Origin of the sequence: Pedobacter soli (assembly GCF_900101435.1) — a bacterium.
Lineage (GTDB): Bacteria > Bacteroidota > Bacteroidia > Sphingobacteriales > Sphingobacteriaceae > Pedobacter > Pedobacter soli.
In genome coordinates, this window is sequence record NZ_FMZH01000018.1 from 10,330 (window position 1) to 29,266 (window position 18,937).

Genomic DNA, 18,937 nt, shown 5'->3' on the forward strand with positions numbered 1-18,937 from the left:
TTACCAATTAAAATTAATAGTTTTTTCTAATAGCCTCGCTGCGCTCGGTCTAGAATTATACTTTTAACTGGTCTGAATTTTGGGAAGTGCACAAATGGAGGTGGCGAAACTGGACAATTTTCTCAAAATGATTTCGACTTATCAACTTATATCGATGATCAAAGTATAAAAATTAACGACATTAAAAAGTATACTGACTGTTTTGCAGATGGAAAGCCGGCAAATAGTTATACTTTGACAATATATGTAGACCAACCAGTTGCCAATTTAAACTCCCAATGGGTTATCGTACCCCCTACATATCAAACAACTACACCTACACCTCAGAGAGGTATATTGATCAAGACCCAAAATACAGATTTAGATGTAGGTCATACTTTTATAGGGTTCGAAAAAAACAACTCGGACGGGAGTAATGTTCGACAAGTTTTAGGGTTTTACCCGGATCCAGATGCTAGCAGTACCGCTTCAAAAGGAAAAATCAAGGACAATAGCGGGCATGCATTCGATGTTAGCTATACAATTTCTGTGACAGCCTTACAATTTAACCAAGCCTTACAGGCAATGACAAGTGACTTTAACAGTGCTAATTATAACCTGACCTCCTATAATTGTACAGATGCAGCATTGGGCTGGATGAATGCAGCAGGGGCGAATTTAGCTAATGCCCCTAGAGGTTTGTTTAATAACACTCCTGGTGATTTAGGACAAGCACTACGAAACAAAAGTAATGCTAATAAAAATGGGGGGTATGGTATGAGTAGCAAAGGCGCATGTAACTAATTTTTATACCTATGAAGAATAAATTAATTATCACACTAGTACTCTTAACATTAAGTTCGTTATTTGTAGGAGTTCCGATTAAAGGATGGGTTTTTCTATATGAGTTTGAATTCAACCTCTTCTACCCTAAGTTTTTGACTGGAGAGAAAATTTATTTGATACTCAAATTAATTATATTACCAGTCCATATTCTAATTATTCTGTTGCCTTTATTAATTGGCAATAAAAATTTTAGGATTTTACTTTATCTATTACCTCCACTATTTGTTCTAGCATTTTCACTTATGTCGGGTCTTATTTTTATAATCCTAATTCCATTTATAATTATTTGGATTATTTCCTTGGCTAGCGCACAGAATTATTTCAGAAATATGCATCAAATTTAGGTTTATAGTGGTATGAAAAGATTTCGATGAAAATGGCTAATAAGTAGCGATATTCAAAAGAGCACTTCGAAGCAAGATTTACTGAAAGATAACCTCTTCAACCAGTCGCAAAACAAAAACATCAATAAAGATAAAAAAAGAAATATAGAACCGGAGTGCTAAATTATCCCTCCGGTTCTATCGGTTCATATTTCACCCATTATTAAAAGCAATTTAAATGAATAAAAACTTATTTATCTTATTCGGGATCTTATTTTCGAACTTTTGTTTTGCACAAAATTTATTTAATACCGAAAAAAGTGACACTACCAATATTTACAGAAATGCGTTAGCCATTTATTGTAATGCTATCCAAAAAAATAATGGAAACAATAAAGTTATTTATGTAGAACCGAATTATCTACTAACAGACAGTTTACCAAAACAAATAAACAATATAGAAATTCAATATCCCGACTATATCCAATTAAAAAAATTAATAAAAACTCATGGTGGGCATGTTACACTGGTTCGTATAATACCCCTAAAAGTAAGCAATAATGACTTCTCTGTTAGTTTAATACCTTTTTATACAACGTATAAGCGAAAAAGATTTGATTTAAGAAATGGTGGAGGACTTACCGTATTTTATAAATTTGATAGCGAACAGAATGGCCTTGTTTATGCAGAGCACAAATTTGGCGGGATATAAATACTTGATGCTTATTCCAATTAACCTGATACATGGAAAATAACTATATCTCAAGAGATGGCTCATTTAGTTTCGCACTAGCAGATGGATGGGCAGAATACGATGACGACGATGAGGCTACGCATGCTTTCTGGCATGCAACAGAATCGCCATGGACGGGGAATTTAAGAATTACTGCTTTCCGATGGCCTGATACTACAAACCCTGATGTAGATCGGGCAGCCGAATACATTACCAGCGAGATAGAAGAAAACGAGGGGGGTCAAAGCATCAGATTAGGCAATTACAACTGCGCACATTACCAAAAAGAATCGGTGCAAGATGGCGAGGGACATATTACCTATTACTGGATAACGGGAAAGAATAACGATATTTTTATCTGCACCTTCACCATTGATAGCGCCCAGAAGTTTCTGCCTGTTCATGAGACTGAACTTACTGCTGTCCAAAACATGATCGCCAGTATTCAAATAATTTAAAAGGTAACTCAGGAACCTTAACAGGTTAATAGCTACTTCTTTTTTAGTGTTTGGGTTCTGATCCGGCTTAAAGTTTCGGGGGTCATTCCCAAAAATGATGCGATCATGGCCTGGGGAATTCGCGTGGCAAAACCCGGATATTTCTGAATAAAATTAAGGTATTTTTCTTCTGCTGTAAGACTCAATGTAGCATTAATGCGGTTCTGGGAGGCGATAAAGCTACGCTGCAATATGGCATTTACCATTTCATTAAATGCGGGGATTTCTGCGGTAAGCAAATCAAAGTTGGCTTTGGTAAATAACACCAGCTCGCTATCTTCTATCGCATCGATGTTGTAGCGGGATGGAGCACCAGACAGCAAACTCTCGCGGTCGCCCATCCACCAGGATTCAGTACCAAATCCAATTACATGCTCATTGCCCTTTTCATCAATAGAATAAGTGCGCAGACATCCTTTCGCAATAAAGGCATTGTATTTCCATACATCGCCTTCCTGTAACAGGTATTGCTTTTTCCGCAGCTTTTTAATTACGGCCACCGAACGGATGCGGTCTGACTCTGAAGGACTAAGTGTGGCTTGCTGCTCAATATAATGCTGAAAAACTTCGTACATACTGGCGTTAAAGTTACTACAAAATCCCTTTTTAACGCTAAACAATTCGAATAAGCAGCCATCCGCTTGATCTACATCAATTTCTTTCTTATTTCAAATCAATGTGCAGCTTTTAGGCATCAGCCATCTTTGTAGTGTTCAAAGCAATCAATCACAAATTAAAAAATAAGGAAATGTCAAAAACAATTTTAATCACAGGAACAAGTACAGGATTCGGCAAACTTACTGCCACCACTTTGGCCAATGCAGGCCACTCAGTTATTGCCGGCATGCGTAATGTAACCAGTGCAAATGCAGCTGCGGCAGCAGCACTTTCGGCCATAGCCAATATAGAAGTAGTAGATATTGATATTACAAGCGACAAGTCGGTAACGGAAGCCATTAACTATGTACTGAACAAGTACGGTAAAATTGATGTATTGGTCAATAATGCGGCCGTAAGCGGTTTCGGGTTACTGGAAGGTTATTCCTTAGATCAAATCCGCAAAATGTTCGAGGTGAATGTTTACGGTGTATTGCGCACCTATCAGGCGGTACTGCCTGCCATGAGAAAAGAAAAATCAGGCCTGATTATTAACATCACCACTGGTGCAAGCGGACACACCCTACCTTTTATGATTCCCTATATCTCTTCAAAACTGGTGGTAGAGAGCATTACGGAAGGACTTCAGGATGAACTTGCAGCCTATAACATCGAAAATGTAAGCATACAACCGGGTGTGTACCCAACCGAGATGAACAATGGTAGTAAAGCAGGGGTACATGCAGATAAAGCGAATGTTATTGCCGAATACGGCGAAGAAGCTACCGATAAGTTTAACGCCCTGGGCACAGCGCTGTTTGGCAAAATGCAACAATTCGATATGAATCCACAAACCATTGCCGATGGTGTACTCGAGCTGGTTAACATGAAAAAAGGCGAACGTCCTTTGCGCTTCCCGCTTGATGCAATTGCACAGGGAACAGATCAGGAATTTATTGATGCCCGTGCCGCCATTAAAGCCAAATGGTTAGCCGCTTACACCAATTAATACACTTAATCTTTTTGATATATCATGAAACATTATAAAAAACTAGCTATTTCAACTGTACTTTCGGCTTCGATAGCTTTCTTCAATACCTTACCTGCCGCAGCGCAAAGCCCTAAACTTTTAGGGGTAGATCATATCGGTATCAATGTGCCGGATCTTGCGCAGGCACAAAAGTTCTTTGCCGATGTACTGGGATTTAAAACCGTTACCCAAATTGGCCCCATCGCCTTAGATGCGCAATGGAAAAAGGCAAACAACATTAACCCGGCAACGGGACCTGTTACCATTAAAATGGTTTCGGGTGAAAATGGTGCCAACATCGAGCTTTTTGCCTTCAGCCCAAACAAAGGCAACCTGAAACAGCCGGGCGGCGATGATGCCGGCGCTACGCACATTGCGTTTTACACACCTGATATCGTCCAGTCTGTAGCTTATCTAAAAACCAGAGGCGTTCAGTTTTTAGGCGAAGTATTTACTACGCCTGCCGGAGATACCGCTGGTGAAAGCTGGATATACTTCCTTACGCCCTGGCAATCTAAAATGGAGCTGGTATCTTATCCCAATGGAAAAGGATACGAAAAAAACAACCCTCAAATAAAGTTATGGTCGCCTAAAGATCAGCTTATCAATACTACTAAAACAAACCACAACATGGAAAACAACAGCGCTTTATCGGTTATCGAAAAACACCTTCAGATCTGGAACGAAAAAGATCTTACTGCTAGAAACAAGATCATAACAGCGGCTTATGCCAGCAATATTGAAATGGTGGACAGGCATTTTATCGCCGCCGGAGCAGCTGAGATTAACAATTTCGTAAACGGTTTACAACAGAAAAATCCGAATGCCAGATTCACCAGTCGCAAACCTGCAGATACGCATCATGATGTTGCCCGTTTATTCTGGCAGTTTGGCGAAGCCGGAAAAGCACCTCTCACAACAGGTATGGATTTGTTTGTAATTGAAAACGGCAAAGTGCAAAAGCTTTATGTATTTGTAGATGACCAGCCTGAGCTAAAACCATAATGGCAAACCCATTGCATAAAAACCATCCTATCCTGCGGTAGGGTGGTTTTTACGTTATAAAGCTTTTGCTTAAAAATTATTAGGCCTAACCTAAACCTTAGCCCAAACGAAACTCACCCGGCGTACACTGATACTTCTCCCGAAAGCTTTTGGTAAAATTAGCCAGATCGTTAAAACCGCAGCTAAAAGCAATGTCTTTAATCCTTTCGGTTGAAAGGAGCAGCAGTTCGGCAGCTTTTTCGAGTCTTTTGGTTTTGATATAATTGGCAGGCGTATCGTTATAATGCCTGGCAAACTCGCGTTTAAAAGAAGAAACACTCAAATTATTCAACCGGGCAAGGGCATCGATACTGAGCTGGGCAAACAGGTTAGCTTCAATAATTTGTTTAAAGGTGTACGTGGTGGGCGAAAAGAGCTGCGTAAATATGGTTTGTACGGCCCTGGCATTAGGGGTTTGGGCCAGGAGCAGGATAATTTCTTTGAGCTTTAAAACCAGTATATCATCGTTAACCAATGCCGGATGCTGAAAGTAAAACAACAACCCCTCAATGTACTTTTCGATTAAGAAATTGTTGTTTAACACCTCTACGCTCTTGTTCGAAACCATGCGTTCGGAAGCTTGTAAAATAAACGGCATCTCGCGGTCGTAAACCCGTTTTAAAATATCGGGGTGGAAATTAACGATCATTATTTCGTTAACGCTACCGGCATTGAGGTTACTGATAGTTTTGCTGGCCTGGACACAATTTAAAAACAAAGCATGTTTATGCGGTATGTTTACGCGGTCTTCATCGCGGTGGTACTGCATTTCGCCCTGTAACATGTACAAAAAACAGGCATTATCGGTAATGGGAAAATCGAAGGTAAAGGGTGCCTTAATCGTGATGTTTTGCACCATGGATTTGCCAAACAGATCGTATTTTTTATGGTCGATAATCATATTTAAAAACCTTCGGCTATAAAAATAGTAAAACTAATGCAGGGTTTGGTTTTTCAGGCCCGTGCACTAGTCTGTTAATTATTGTTCTTAATTCAATTTTGCCATCCTGCGTTGTTTAATATACTGGTAAACGGCACCAGCAATAAATGCGATAAAAAGTACGAGCAACGTTTTGGAAATCAGCGGATCGGATGGGCCTTTAGCCAGCGGATGCCCCAGCGGTACTCGGGTAAAAGTTTCGTTTACGGTGGGGATAAGCGACAGAAAGAAGCTGAAAGAGAGTAAGAAATTCTCTACATAGCGGGCCTTGATGCTGGCACTGCGCTTTACCGAAAGCCAGAAAGCCACTACTACCAAAATAAAAATGAAAACCGAAAAAACATGCCCGGCGTTAAAGCCCCCGTGTTTGGAGATTCCCAGTGCAGTTAAAGCGGTAATGGTAGTGGTATAAAAGTATATTTTACCGCTGAGCTGCGTTAAATTAATCTTGCCAAAGCGTACAAACGAAACGATTGCTGCTACAATGGCAGCGATACCAATAATGGTATGAAAAATTCCTAATGCTGTTAGTGCCATAGTCTTTTTTGTTAAGTGATTTGTTGCTTACAAAATTGGCTATCGTATGGCAAAGTCACTTGGCTTATTCGTTCAATTGATTGGTAATCTGGCTCAAACAACTTGCACAGTTTGCTATAAAGAATATTTATACCAAATGAGCTTGTTCATTTGCTTTTGTAAAGATGTTGAAGCAAATGCAAAAATGACATCGCTTACAGCCCTATCCGAAACCTTTTATCGTTATTAGCAGTCACTAGATTTATGATGAAGTATTTAAAACCAATTATCCTCCTCCTGTTAACCCTCTCCTGTGAATATACCTTCGGACAGGCTAAAAAATATATTTTGGTATTAGCTAAGGCGGAGAAAAAGATGCTCGTTTTAGATTATACCACTTTAAATAAAATTGCGGCGATACCCGTTGGCGATGATCCGCACGAAGTGGTTACCACACCTGATGGCGCACTGGCTTATGTATCAGTACCGGTAATGAATAATCACGGACATGAAATTGATGTGCTCGATCTTAAAACTTTACAGCCACTAAAAGTGATTGATACCCGGCCCTTTTACATTCCGCATGGTTTGGTTTACCAGCCAGGGAAATTGTGGTTTACTGCACAGGGCTCGAAAAGTGTGGCTGTCGATAATACCACAACCGACAAAATAGAGCAGGTTTTCGGTACCGGACAGGATTTTACACATCTTTTATCTGTTTCAAAATCCGGCAAACGGTTTTATACCACCAACGTAGAATCGGGTACATTGAGCATTTATGAGCAAAAAACATTGCCACCTTACCTGCCCCCCACCGGAGTTTTACCTGCCAATGCCAAACCCAGAACAGAGTGGCGGCAAACACTAGTTCCTGTTGGAGTCGGCGCTGAAGGATTCGACATTGATAAGGAAGAGCACGAACTTTGGACAGCCCGCCCGGATGGAAAGATAGTGGTAGTTGATTTAAACCAGCAGAAAATTAAAAAAACAATTGATACCCATGTTACCGGATTACACCGCTTAAAAATTACACCTGACGAAAAAACGGTATGCGTGGTTAGTGTTAAAACCGGCGAACTGCTTTATTACAATAAAAAAAGTTACCAGCTGGAACAAAAAGAACATGTAGGCCAGGGTGCTGGTATTTTTATGGATGCAGCAAGCAACCGCATGTTTATTTCCTGTACGCCAAACAACTATGTATCGGTAATTGATCTGATTAGCCGGAAAGTAATTCAAAAACTTGAGGTAGGCCGTCCGGATGGGATTACAGCAGTTGAGGTATTTTAGGCAAGTTATTGGTTTTAGTTTTAGCTTTGGCTATAACTAAAAAAATCGTGGCTCCCAACTTAACAGGAACCACGATTAATTGTATCATGTAATCTGATGCTTTAAGATTCCCGCCTGCGCGGGAATAACGAACCGGTAAATATCAGAGCCGATAAGCTTTTACCAGTTCGGGTTTTGCTTCAGATTTTTATTCAATAAAATATCTTCGTTCGGTATTGGGAACAGATATGCTTTACTTTCGTCGAATTTACGGCCTGCCGGAATGGTTTTAAAGTATGGCAGAATATAACCTTCGGTGCTTAAATAAATATCCTTATTCACCACTACCGTTGGGAACTGCGATTGTACAAACTTAATTCCTTCTACAGGCACATCAATAAACCTACCGGTTTTCCAGCGCATTAAATCATCCCAGCGGGTATTTTCGAAAGCCATTTCTACACGGCGCTCTCTTCTGATCTCGCGTAACAAGGGTGCAATGGTTTTACCTGCATAAGTGAGGTAAATGGCATCCAGTCTTGGGTCGGCCGGCTCGCTGCCAATGGTTAAGCGAGGCATACCCACGCGGTCGCGCAATTTGTTAATGGTTTGATCAATTACTGCCTGCGTAGCCTCGCCCAGTTCGTATTTGGCTTCGGCGTAGTTAAGCAAAATTTCGGCATAACGGAATATAGGTGCCGCTTGTTGTCCATTGGTTACACGATCCCAATCAGTTGGACTGTTGTAAAACCATTTGCCCAAGCGGTAACCTGTAGGGCATTTGTTACCGCTTAAACCTGGTAAGTTAGGTAAGGGTGCATTGTTAGCCCCCTGAATGGTGGTACTCGCCAAAGCATAGGTACCAAAATTACAGATGGTTTGGGTTAAACGCGGATCGCGGTTTTGCAACTCAGCCTGAATAGAGCCTTTACCCTGAAATACGGGACTGGTTGAAATGGTTTGTCCATCGCTGCACAAATACTCATCAACCAAACTCCGTGTTGCGCCAAACTGGTGCCTTAAATTTTGCGCAAAGTAACGGCTAAAAGCGGCACCATAGGTTAAAGCAGCAGAATATTCGCGCCACATAATTACTTCGGTATTGCCGCGGTAACTTTCTGTAGCAAATAAGCTATTGTAAACCGTGTTTTTATCGCCCTGCACTAAGGTATATTTTGGCAATAAGGCTTCCGAAGCATCGGTAGAATATTTTAAGAACTTAACCGGATCTAAACCCAGTTCAGTATGGTATTTACGATAAGTACCTTCAAAAAGACCAACTCTCGATTTCAGGAACTGCGCCATATCTTTATTGACGCGGTTAGTTTCTTCACTTCCTTTTGCAGGCAGGTAAGCAATGGCTTTATCGAGGATGTTAATGATCGAATCCATTACCTGCGCTCTTGGCGTTCTTGGCGCATAAAGCTCTGGCGAGTTTATATTCAACGCGTGACTTAACCAGGGCACGTCTCCGAAAAGTTTAACCTTGGTGAAATAATCCATGGCTTTGAAAAAGTAAACTTCACCCAGGTATTTGTTAGCTACATCGGCGGATATTTCTGCTCTTTTATAATTATCTATAAAAAAGTTCAGTTGCTTAATACCGGTAAAATCCCATCCACCTGATCCGCTTGCAGCAGAAAGGTAAGTATTGTACTCGTTGGTGCCTACTTTTGAATAGGTTAATGGCGCAGCATTATCAGTAATTACATCGCCATACACCAGGGTATTTACGTTTACACCCCATGGCTGTACGGTACCATCGGCAAAGTCGGTACCGAAGCCTACAATGTAGCGCGGATACAAACTGTTGGCATATAGTTTAAGATCATTTTCGTTTTTCCAGTAATTCTGGTCAACAATATTATCGAGTGGGTACCTGTCTAAAAAATCTTTCTTACAGGCAAATAAGCTTACTGCGCATAAAAGGCCTGCCAGGTATATTTTTATTGTATTTTTCATTTCCTTCAATTTTAAAAATTAATCTTTTTCACATTTGGCAATTAAAAAATAGCCTGTACGCCAAAAGCGTAAGAGCGGATAATCGGGTACGACATGCTTACCAGTTCCGGATCGAAAGTATCTGGAAGATGTTTAAACTCGAACAGATTATAGGCCGAAGCATTTAGCCTGATTTTCTGGAAGCCGATTTTATTTACCCATCTGTTTGGCAGGTTGTAGCCCAATGCCAGGTTTTTAAGACGCAGGTAAGCACCATTGGCCAGGTAACGGGTTTGCACATTGCGGTTACGCGAGGCGTTTTTGTAAGCCGGGTAAAAGGCATCGTTACGCTCAGGAGTCCATGAGTTGTTGTAGGTTTCGTAAGTACCGGTAGTACCAGCTCCCCAATACAGGTTATTGCCAATCCATAAATCGCGTTTGCCCACACCTTGTATAAAGAAATTAAGGTCGAAGTTTTTGTAACGCAGGTTGGTATTGATACCGTACTGGTACCTTGGCGTACTGTTTCCGATAATTCTTCTATCGCCAGAGTTACCTACAGTGTTATTTCCAAAACCGATCTTGCCGTCGCCGTCTACATCAGCATAACGCACATCGCCCGGGAACCAAAGTCCCGATGAGATTAAGCTTTGTGATGGAGCAGCGGCAATTTCTGCCTGGCTCTGGAAGATCCCATAGGTTTCGTACCCCCAGATTTCGCCCATTTTTTGCCCTTCATAAAGTGTAGCATCACTAATCAGATTGTTGGGGTTATTATCAAATTTTACTACTTTCGATTGGTAATCGCCAAGGGTTGCCGAAACATCGTAACCCAAACCAAAATCGGTTGTATTACTGTACTTCATTACCAACTCCCAGCCACGTGTATCAATAGTACCTGAATTTACTTGTGGTGAGGGTGCGCCTAATACTGATGGGTATTTTAAACCATCGGTTAAAATATCGGTTGTTCTTCTTCTGTACCAATCGAAATTGATTTCGAAGTTTTTAAGGGTAACCAAATCAAAACCAAAATCAATGGTGGTAGCGGTTTCCCAGGTTAAATTAGGATCGATCAGGTTGGGAGGTGTTGTACCAACTGGTCTTACCCCGTTAAGCAGGTATTGCAGCTGCGAAGAAGTACCATAGTTAGAAATATACAGGTAGTTCCTTACGTTCTGATTACCCAAACTACCGTATGATGCACGTAATTTAAAATCGTTTACCACAGGTTTCATCCACTGCGCAAAAGATTCTTCGCTCAATCGCCAGCCGGCAGAGAAGGAAGGGAAAAACTTAAAGCGCGAGGCCGAAGGAAATTTAGAAGTCCCATCGTAACGGCCGTTCGATTCGAACAGGTATTTACCGGCATAATTATAAGTTAAACGGTAAAACGCCCCTTGTACTGCCCAGTGCGATTCGGTATCGCCTACTGTTCTTTCACCTTGTGCCTGGCCTAAGGTTGGTACGTTTACATTAATACCATTACGCTGTGCCGATACCGACTGGTCTACATACCATTCCTGGTTATAACCCAGCAACCCTGTAAAATTGTGCTTACCGAAAGTCTTTTTATAATCGGTATATAAGTTTAGCGTGTATTTGTTCGAATTAAAGTTATAGCGGTAAATGTAATCGGGGTTGGTTTGCACCGTGGTGGTAGCATTCCGTGTAGTTTCTAAACGCTCTAGAGTAGGCAAAATCGTTTTTTGAACCGAAGTATTGTTCAAATAAGAAATATCGCCTTTAACCGACCAGTCTTTGGTTAAAGTAATGGTGGGTGAAGCTGTTAAAATTAAGTTCGAATTGGTTTCTTTGTTCGAAGAACCATAATCCATAAATGATAAAATATTATCTGTGTATTTGGCTTTTACGCCCAATGAAGCGGGTACAAGCATCGGCATACTTACGTTACGCGAAGGCTCTTGCGACATGGCTGTCCACCAGCCGCCTTTACCTGCCGGGTTAACAGGCTCGGTATAAGTAGAAGTATTGAAACCGGTTTTAAAATCAATTTTAAACCAGTTATTTACCTGCGAGGAAACATTAAGTAAAGCATTGTAGCGTTTCAGCACATCGGTGTTGATGCGGTATAAACCATCCTGGTTCTGGTAACCAAACGAACCATAATAACTGTTCTTATCATTAGCACCCGAAATAGAGAGGTTGTGTTTTTGCATAGGCGAATAATCGAGCAATGCCTCTTTGTAAGGGTTTACATTACCCCGCCAAACGATGGTGTTGGTGTTAGTCTGCGGATTTTCAAAATAATAAGGTTCCTGATGCTCAGGATCGTCCATATATTCTTTAATTTTCTGGAGTTTAACCAGTTCACTGCTACCCGCTGAGTTATTTTCAAGCGCCGCCGCTTTTACAATGGCTTCCTGAATGCTGTAGGCATCTAAAATATCGGGAATGGCAGTTGGTGCGCTCCACTGGAAAGAATTGGAATAATTAACTGTTGATTTACCTTTTTTACCCGATTTGGTTTTGATTAACAAAACCCCAAAAGCACCACGTGCTCCATAAATGGCAGCAGAGGCTGCATCTTTCAGCAAGGTTACGCTTTCAATATCTTCGGGATTAAGCAGATTTGGATCCATTTCTACCCCATCTACCAAAATAAAAGGCGAACCGGCAGAAAACTTGATTTTGTTTCCGTCATTGGCATCTTTAAAGAACGATGTTCCACCCCTCACATTGTAACTCGGTGCCGTATTTGGGCTCCCGTTAGAGATGTTTACGTTAAAGTTTGGCATCAAACCCTGCAACGCCTGTCCCAAATTACCTGTTGGGCGGTTTTCGAGCATTTTAGAATCGATCTGACTTACTGCACCGGTAAGGTTGGCCTTTTTCTGCGTACCATAACCTACCACTACAACATCATCTAGTGTTTTTTTATCCTCTTCGAGCGTTAAATTTAATGTTGGGCCGGTTGTAGCTATTTCTTTAGTGATATAGCCGATATTAGAAAAAACCAACACCGAACCTTTAGCATTTACGGTAATGGTAAATTCGCCATTACCGTTGGTTGCTGTTCCATTTTTTGTTCCCTTCTCCAGCACGCTTACTCCCGGCAGCGGCTGTCCGTTACTGTCTTTTACGGTACCTTTTACAATCAGACTTTTGGTCTTTACCATTGCGGCGCTTGACGCGGGTACCGGGGTACCAGCAAATGAAACGGCGCACGATAGCAGGCAGCACAAAAGGAGTAATGGCCACTTTTGAGGAACCGGCAAAAAGCCATCCTTAGGAAGTAACTGTTCTTTAATCATCATTAGTATTTAGTTTTGTTGATAAGCTACATTGTTAATGCGCTTATTTGGTTAGTTAACCGCCACGATGTTAACTGTGGCGACTTGTTGTTTGCTTAAACCAAAGCTGTGATATTCGTCTTTAAAAAAAGATGAAAATTGAAAGGAAAAGGGTAGAAAATCGGTTAAAACTGGCTATAAATGCGATTAACAGGCAAAAAAAGATACCTGATCTGTTTATTTACTTATGAATGGCTAATTTTTTAATGGAAAAATTTAGTTTAATAATTAACCATATAAGACATGTAAGTTCATAAAGTTTTATGTCCTTCCCTCTCTTAATGGTGAAAAAAATTGGACAATAATTTAGCCATATAGGACATATAAGTGCATATAGTCTTAAATGCCCATACACTTCTTAGATGGTGAAAAATCAGCATAATAATTAACCATATAAGACATATAAGTTCATAAAGTTTTATGTCTTTCCCCTCTCTTAATGGTGAAAAAAAATTGGACAATAATTTAGCCATATAAGACATAGAAATGCATATAGTCTTAAGTTCGCTTACATGCCTTAGGTGGTGAAAAAAAATTGCGCGATAGTTAACCATATAAGGCATATAAATTACAGAAAGTCTTAAATGCCCTTACATGTCTTAGGTGGTGAAAAAAACAAAAAATAATGAGCTTAAAAGGGATAAAGCTGGTGGTTAATATTTAGCGCACACCCGCCAGGCAATGAAATATAAAGCTGCTGTAATTTTGCTTCATCAAGTTCGTAATCATCCAGCAATAGGATTTTTAAACTTTTAAATTTTAGGGGCGCTGCAATCAGGTCATCAACACCAATGCTGGTGCCACCGAGGTGCAACAACTCGAGGTCTTTAATTTGCTGTAAATCTTCCAAACAGCCTGCATCAATATTGGGGCAGTTTTTAAGCCGGAGTTCATTTACGGCATCCAAAGTACTGAGCAAGGCAATCCCTGCGTTGGTAATTTCGGTTTCATCCAAATCCAGCTGGTAAATGCTACGTACATATTCAATCATCCATCCAATTTCTTCATCATCTACATTGTAGCGCCGAAAATTGGCCCGTTCGAGGCGGCTGGGGACTTCGTTAATGTGGTCGGGAATATTGAAATAAAAGAAGTTAGTCCAAAATTCTTCTTCCTTTAATTTTGCAGCTTTTTTCTTCCTCATCGTTTTATAAAAATAAAGCTCCTGAGGCTTAAAGCCAAATGCGATTTCAATTAAAATGTTTACAGCATTTCGTGTGTTACTCAAAGCCACAGATTAATAGATTTTAACATCTATCAATCCGGGCTTAATATGTATTGATTTGGCAAATTAATGCCCGGTCATTTCTTTACGCATTGCTGCCTCTTTAGCAGCATCCCAGTAACCACAATCTAATTTGATAAAGGTTGAGCTGTAAGGTACAGTTTCGTTGGTTTTGATTACCAGCACCTTAAAAAGTCCGGCTTCGCGATCAAGTTGCTTAAAAACAGAATCGTGCAACATGGTATTAACGGCAGTTCCTTTTAATATGGCCTGAGTGGATTGAATTAACTGATCAGCTTTAGCGCCTACGAGCCGTTTAACAAATTCGAGTTCCCTGTCACGGTAAATAATGGGCTTTATATGATCCGAAGCTTTGATCCCTAGGATCACCTCGCGCAACACCGCCTCCATACCTTCGGGGGCATAAATATATTCCATACCTGCCGATTGCTGCAAGGGAAAAGCCTTATCTACCACCAGAATCCAGTTGCGATGGCCAAGGAGAGGTAGTTTCTTTCTAAATTCAGTCTTCCAGTCAGCTGTTTGTTCGTTTTTATTTGTGTCGGTTTTACTTGTACATGCAGCAAGCCAGATGACACAGACCAGCAAGCCCATCAATCCTGACTGTTTTATTTTTTTGAACTTATTCATACTGTTCTTAACTAATTGAAATTTCGAGTGTCTGATCTTTTTGAATGGTTATTTCCTGAGCCAACATAATATTGAGCTGCGCACCTTTACCAGCTATAACCGCATTAATATTTTTCCCCATCAGGTTAACTTTAACGCGCTTTGGATCGAGCTTTGCGATTTTTTCTAACCGGATTTCATTTAACCTTAATGTGCCATATTTGAGTTGGAGCTGATGCACCTGAGCTGCTCCCTGCAATTTCTGTCTATAACTCCCCCATCCTTCGGCAGCTGTAAAGGCAGCAGCAAAATTATCTTTGTTCCACTTAGGGCCAAAACCAATTATCCCTTTAGGGCCATGGTAACTGAAACCACAAGCGCTGAGATAAGTACCGTAACTGGCCATGGCACGGGCGTAATGGTCGCTGCACTCAATCTCGTTGTAAGGGTTTCGTTTGGCAGCATGGTAGCGGTCATGAATCCGGTTGGTGAGGATCAGGCTTTCTTCATGCATGCCTTCAGCCATCATGTGGGCAGCCACCTGATGCTCAAATCCGCTCATACATTCATGAAAATAACCAAGCTGCCAGCTTACATCTTCGCCAAACGGCGCTTCTTCATTGTGCGGATTGGTATTCATTACCATACCACCCTCTCCGCTCAACGCATATGGCCGGCCACCGATATGCGTTTTAATATAGGGGCCAACATCCATGGTAAAGTTATATTTCCAGAGCGCACGGAGTGCACTGCGCGTCTTCTTTTCATCGAGCACGCGTGGCAGCCCTACCTGAAAGGCCCAGCTTTGCCCATACACCTGATCAATGTGGCAGGTATTGTAAGAACCCAGTTTTTTTCTTCCCTGAACAGCGTCAGGCCGGTGGATAAAGTATTCGCCGTTAAACAATTCGCGTTCCATATTATTGCGTCCCTTTTCTACATAGGCTTTGCATAGCGCGGCAAAGCCGGTATCGCCAACTTCTGTAGCTATGGCCTGGGCAGCGCTTGCAGCCGCAATACATAAACCAACTATCCAGGCAATTTCTCCTTCCCACACCGCATCCAGGGTATTTTCCATGGGCGTATCGGTCATGCCGTCGCCGTTTTTATCCTGCGCCAACATAAACTGTACGGCTAGTTTTATTTTTGCCCAGTTTGTTTTTAAAAAGGCATTATCGCGGTTCATCTGGTGTTCGCGGTAGAAACGTAAAATTGTACCCGCCTGTCCGTCGATAGCAGGCCTGGTCTCGTTCTCTCCCCTGAAAATAATGGCACCAGTATCTTTATCGAAACCAATGCCGAGGTCTACCCTTTCGCGCAGGTCGCGTTCGAGTGAGGGGAAAATCCTGGCCATGGCATGGGCATATTGCCAAACATGTGTACAGGTTCCGGCACAGGCACCTACGCCTTCCCAGCTCCAAAAACGTCCACTGGCAAAACGGTAGGTATTGGCCGTAGCCAATGTTCCGATGTTGAGAAAAGTACGTTCTAAAAACCAATGCGGTAAGGTTGAGCTATTCCAGGTGTTGCTCCAGAGTTCTGTACTGTTGGTAAGCTCATTAAAATTAGTTTTAATGAAATCCGATACCGCCCTGGCATCCTTAAAGCGGCTGGCATAATAATAACCCTGCTCTGCATCCTTAACCAGCTTTTTAAGCTTCGGGTTTACGTTGTTAAAATGCCTGCTGATTGAATAATCTGCCTGCATGGTTTTTCCCGGTGCCAGCAGCTGCGATACACTGATCCCCCCAACCAGTTTCTCATCACCATCAACCTTTGCTTCAAGTGTTTTCAGCGGATTAAAATCGACAGTTTCAACCGGCCATGGATCGAGTGCGGGGTTGGCTTTGCCTCCGTTGCCATGATAGGTAAAACACATGCTACCATGATCGCTGGCATTGCTCAGGTTGGCATCGGTAGTGGTAAAACCCGAAACAATATCAACCGATGCAGCGCCAAAACTTACGGTATTGGTTTTACTCCCTGAGCCAGGTTTGCCACTCAATTTGTTTACACCATTTTCCATCCAGCCAATTAAATCAACCGGTAGTGCCTTAGTACTGTTATTGAGCACCTGAACACGGAGTATGGTAGCGGGTAACGCCGATTTCTCCGCATCAAGCGGGATAAAAGGCGAATATACTTTCAATCTTACTTCGAGGGGAAAATCCTTGCTCGTATAAACAACATCGGCAACAGGATAAGAACCGGTAAATACCACTTCGTCCCAATGGTCGGCATTTAGTTCTTTTATAATGGTTTTACCGGCAACCGTGGTTTTTAGCGCAAACCCTTGATCGAGTATCCGTTTATTATCGGCAATGGCAGGTTCTATGTAGGCCGATCCATCTCTGGGCCTTATTTTACGTACCGTGGTACCATCGTTCCAGTTTACGATTTTGGGTTCTATCCCTTCCTGTGCACCTTCAAAGGTTTCATTATAGATCTGCCACAGCCATAAACGCCCGTCGCCACCAACATATACTGTGCCGGCGTGAAGCCCGCCAACAGGCATGCCGATATAGCGCAGTTCATTCCTGCTTTTTTTATAGGTAGTAGCAGTAGCCCTCTGGTATAATCCTGCAATCCACCTGGGGTCTATATTTTTTTCTGCCGGTATATTGTGCTTTGGATAGCCGGTAGCGAATACACTACTCCCCCATACCGGAAATCTGGCAACCATGATTCCTATACCCAGTAAACCAGTTTTTTTAATGAACGCACGGCGCCCTGATGGTTGATTTTCCATTGAATATCTTGCTTTGCAAAACCGGAGATACACCAGGTGCTCCCCATCATTCAGCAACCCAGCTCCAAAGCTACACGCAGCTGCTAAATCTTTCTATTTGGTTAAAAATTATTTGAGATGACAGTGATTAAACGACAATCGGATCATTACCTCACAATTAAAGGTAATGATCTCTGCTGAGAAATCTTTTTTTTGACAAATTAGCTTAATAGTATAGCAATATCATTTAATGGGGGAGCAGCGGGGCAATATGCCTTAAGTCTGAGCATTTTGGGGTTTGCTCGATTGCCTTACATTTAATTTGGCCTGCAGGTTAATTACTAAAGGTTTGGCCGTTTTGGCTGTAGCGCCACCAGCTAGTTTTTTAAGAAGGAGCTGAATAATATTTTCGGCAATGGCTTCGATGGGTTGCTCTACCGCCGTAATGGATGGCCTGATAAACTCAAGCAGTTCAAAATCATCAAAAGAAACTACCCCTTTGCTTTGAAGAAGCCCTTCATCGCTGGTGCGCGATAATTTAAGCCCATCCATAGTGAGGTAGTTGGCAGCAAAAATTACGGCATCTAAATGTGAGTGTTTTTGTAAAAAGGCTTTAATTAGTTGTGTGGCGTGTTCGGAATCCTGGTATTTTATTTTCAGTACTTCCTGCTTTTTCCCCGACCGATCGATCACTTCGCTATATCCACGCAAACGATCAAGCATTTGTTGCTGCCGGGTATCGATAGTAATAAAAGCTATATTTTCGAAGCCATTATCAATCAGGTGTTGTGTGGCAGCAGCAGTCGACCAAAAGTTATCGGTCAATACATAATCGGCATCAAGTCCGGGCAGGTAACGGTCGAAAAGTACAACCGGTGTTTCACCACCAATAAGCCCGCCAATTTCGGTTTCTAAACCTTCGGCAAGGGCTGCAACATAAGCATCAACACGTCTTTCCTGGTAAATATTCAGGATTTCGGTTGTTCTTTCACGGTCGTTCCCCGTACTGCTGAAGATAATTTTATAGCCATGAACGGCAGCCTTTTCATCTATTGCCCTGGCCAGGCCAGAGAAAAAAGGTTTTGAAATGTCATCAACCAGAAAGCCGATAATATTCGACTTTCCAGTTCTCAGGCTCCGCGCCAGCAAATTGGGCTGATAGCCTAATTCATCTATAGCCTTTTGTATTTTTGCAGCTAATTTATCGCTGATGTATTTCTCTTTGGCCTTACCATTAATCACAAAAGATACTGCCGTAATGGAAGTTCCAACATGGTTTGCAATGTCTTTTATCGATACCTTTTGCTGCATGGATGATAATTGGC

The 18,937-nt window shown here is 41.7% G+C and carries 15 protein-coding genes; 6 read left to right on the plus strand and 9 right to left on the minus strand.

Annotated elements, in window-relative coordinates; translation table 11 throughout:
* Positions 1–336 precede the first annotated feature (336 nt).
* From BLR37_RS23390 to BLR37_RS23405, 3 genes are all read left to right on the plus strand, one after another.
* Positions 337–783 (plus strand): hypothetical protein, encoded by a 447-nt coding sequence (locus BLR37_RS23390; RefSeq protein WP_143009657.1) that lies wholly within the window; start codon positions 337–339, stop codon positions 781–783.
* Between the two features lie 603 nt (positions 784–1,386).
* Positions 1,387–1,860: a hypothetical protein gene (locus BLR37_RS23400; protein ID WP_090772926.1), complete on the plus strand. Its 474-nt coding sequence runs from the start codon at positions 1,387–1,389 to the stop codon at positions 1,858–1,860.
* 32 nt (positions 1,861–1,892) lie between these two features.
* Positions 1,893–2,339, plus strand: a complete 447-nt coding sequence (locus BLR37_RS23405; protein WP_090772928.1) for a DUF3805 domain-containing protein — start codon at positions 1,893–1,895, stop codon at positions 2,337–2,339.
* A 32-nt stretch (positions 2,340–2,371) separates the two neighbouring features.
* Here BLR37_RS23405 and BLR37_RS23410 read toward each other — a convergent pair whose 3' ends face one another.
* Entirely contained in the window at positions 2,372–2,953 is a 582-nt protein-coding gene (locus BLR37_RS23410; RefSeq protein WP_090772930.1) for a Crp/Fnr family transcriptional regulator, read from the minus strand.
* A gap of 173 nt (positions 2,954–3,126) precedes the next feature.
* Here BLR37_RS23410 and BLR37_RS23415 point away from each other — a divergent pair, with 173 nt between their 5' ends.
* Both BLR37_RS23415 and BLR37_RS23420 read left to right on the plus strand, forming a co-directional pair.
* Complete coding sequence (locus BLR37_RS23415; RefSeq protein WP_090772999.1) at positions 3,127–3,984, plus strand: SDR family NAD(P)-dependent oxidoreductase; 858 nt, start codon at positions 3,127–3,129, stop codon at positions 3,982–3,984.
* Positions 3,985–4,008: 24 nt separating this feature from the next.
* On the plus strand, positions 4,009–5,010 hold the full coding sequence (locus BLR37_RS23420; RefSeq protein WP_090772932.1) for a VOC family protein: 1,002 nt from the start codon (positions 4,009–4,011) through the stop codon (positions 5,008–5,010).
* A 97-nt stretch (positions 5,011–5,107) separates the two neighbouring features.
* On the opposite strand, the gene BLR37_RS23425 is transcribed toward BLR37_RS23420, so the two are convergent.
* Both BLR37_RS23425 and BLR37_RS23430 read right to left on the minus strand, forming a co-directional pair.
* Positions 5,108–5,950, minus strand: a complete 843-nt coding sequence (locus BLR37_RS23425) for a helix-turn-helix domain-containing protein (RefSeq protein ID WP_090772934.1) — start codon at positions 5,948–5,950, stop codon at positions 5,108–5,110.
* 87 nt (positions 5,951–6,037) lie between these two features.
* On the minus strand, positions 6,038–6,526 hold the full coding sequence (locus BLR37_RS23430) for a hypothetical protein (RefSeq protein WP_090772937.1): 489 nt from the start codon (positions 6,524–6,526) through the stop codon (positions 6,038–6,040).
* A gap of 243 nt (positions 6,527–6,769) precedes the next feature.
* On the opposite strand from BLR37_RS23430, the gene BLR37_RS23435 reads away from it, so the two are divergent.
* On the plus strand, positions 6,770–7,795 hold the full coding sequence (locus BLR37_RS23435) for a YncE family protein (RefSeq protein WP_143009658.1): 1,026 nt from the start codon (positions 6,770–6,772) through the stop codon (positions 7,793–7,795).
* Positions 7,796–7,954: 159 nt separating this feature from the next.
* Here the strand turns inward: BLR37_RS23435 and BLR37_RS23440 are convergent, their stop codons facing one another.
* The 6 genes from BLR37_RS23440 to BLR37_RS23465 all read right to left on the minus strand — a co-directional run bounded on the left by BLR37_RS23440 (position 7,955) and on the right by BLR37_RS23465 (position 18,923).
* Positions 7,955–9,736, minus strand: a complete 1,782-nt coding sequence (locus tag BLR37_RS23440; protein WP_090772941.1) for a RagB/SusD family nutrient uptake outer membrane protein — start codon at positions 9,734–9,736, stop codon at positions 7,955–7,957.
* 41 nt (positions 9,737–9,777) lie between these two features.
* The gene (locus tag BLR37_RS23445) at positions 9,778–12,993 is read right to left on the minus strand and encodes a SusC/RagA family TonB-linked outer membrane protein (RefSeq protein ID WP_090772943.1); all 3,216 of its coding nucleotides are present in this window, start codon (positions 12,991–12,993) and stop codon (positions 9,778–9,780) included.
* A gap of 667 nt (positions 12,994–13,660) precedes the next feature.
* Positions 13,661–14,173, minus strand: coding sequence for a hypothetical protein (locus tag BLR37_RS23450; protein ID WP_143009659.1), 513 nt, complete (start codon positions 14,171–14,173; stop codon positions 13,661–13,663).
* Between the two features lie 147 nt (positions 14,174–14,320).
* Complete coding sequence (locus BLR37_RS23455; RefSeq protein WP_090772946.1) at positions 14,321–14,905, minus strand: hypothetical protein; 585 nt, start codon at positions 14,903–14,905, stop codon at positions 14,321–14,323.
* A gap of 7 nt (positions 14,906–14,912) precedes the next feature.
* On the minus strand, positions 14,913–17,633 hold the full coding sequence (locus tag BLR37_RS23460) for a GH116 family glycosyl hydrolase (RefSeq protein ID WP_090772947.1): 2,721 nt from the start codon (positions 17,631–17,633) through the stop codon (positions 14,913–14,915).
* A 255-nt stretch (positions 17,634–17,888) separates the two neighbouring features.
* Positions 17,889–18,923: a LacI family DNA-binding transcriptional regulator gene (locus BLR37_RS23465; protein ID WP_090772949.1), complete on the minus strand. Its 1,035-nt coding sequence runs from the start codon at positions 18,921–18,923 to the stop codon at positions 17,889–17,891.
* Positions 18,924–18,937: the final 14 nt, after the last annotated feature.

Bases quoted from the DNA above. Each gene is read 5' to 3' on its own strand.
- BLR37_RS23405 (WP_090772928.1), top strand. From the start codon at position 1,893: ATGGAAAATAACTATATCTCAAGAGATGGCTCATTTAGTTTCGCACTA.
- BLR37_RS23425 (WP_090772934.1), bottom strand. From the start codon at position 5,950: ATGATTATCGACCATAAAAAATACGATCTGTTTGGCAAATCCATGGTG.
- BLR37_RS23420 (WP_090772932.1), top strand. From the start codon at position 4,009: ATGAAACATTATAAAAAACTAGCTATTTCAACTGTACTTTCGGCTTCG.
- BLR37_RS23455 (WP_090772946.1), bottom strand. From the start codon at position 14,905: ATGAATAAGTTCAAAAAAATAAAACAGTCAGGATTGATGGGCTTGCTG.
- BLR37_RS23460 (WP_090772947.1), bottom strand. From the start codon at position 17,633: ATGGAAAATCAACCATCAGGGCGCCGTGCGTTCATTAAAAAAACTGGT.
- BLR37_RS23440 (WP_090772941.1), bottom strand. From the start codon at position 9,736: ATGAAAAATACAATAAAAATATACCTGGCAGGCCTTTTATGCGCAGTA.
- BLR37_RS23445 (WP_090772943.1), bottom strand. From the start codon at position 12,993: ATGATGATTAAAGAACAGTTACTTCCTAAGGATGGCTTTTTGCCGGTT.
- BLR37_RS23450 (WP_143009659.1), bottom strand. From the start codon at position 14,173: ATGAGGAAGAAAAAAGCTGCAAAATTAAAGGAAGAAGAATTTTGGACT.
- BLR37_RS23465 (WP_090772949.1), bottom strand. From the start codon at position 18,923: ATGCAGCAAAAGGTATCGATAAAAGACATTGCAAACCATGTTGGAACT.
- BLR37_RS23415 (WP_090772999.1), top strand. From the start codon at position 3,127: ATGTCAAAAACAATTTTAATCACAGGAACAAGTACAGGATTCGGCAAA.
- BLR37_RS23410 (WP_090772930.1), bottom strand. From the start codon at position 2,953: ATGTACGAAGTTTTTCAGCATTATATTGAGCAGCAAGCCACACTTAGT.
- BLR37_RS23400 (WP_090772926.1), top strand. From the start codon at position 1,387: ATGAATAAAAACTTATTTATCTTATTCGGGATCTTATTTTCGAACTTT.
- BLR37_RS23435 (WP_143009658.1), top strand. From the start codon at position 6,770: ATGATGAAGTATTTAAAACCAATTATCCTCCTCCTGTTAACCCTCTCC.
- BLR37_RS23430 (WP_090772937.1), bottom strand. From the start codon at position 6,526: ATGGCACTAACAGCATTAGGAATTTTTCATACCATTATTGGTATCGCT.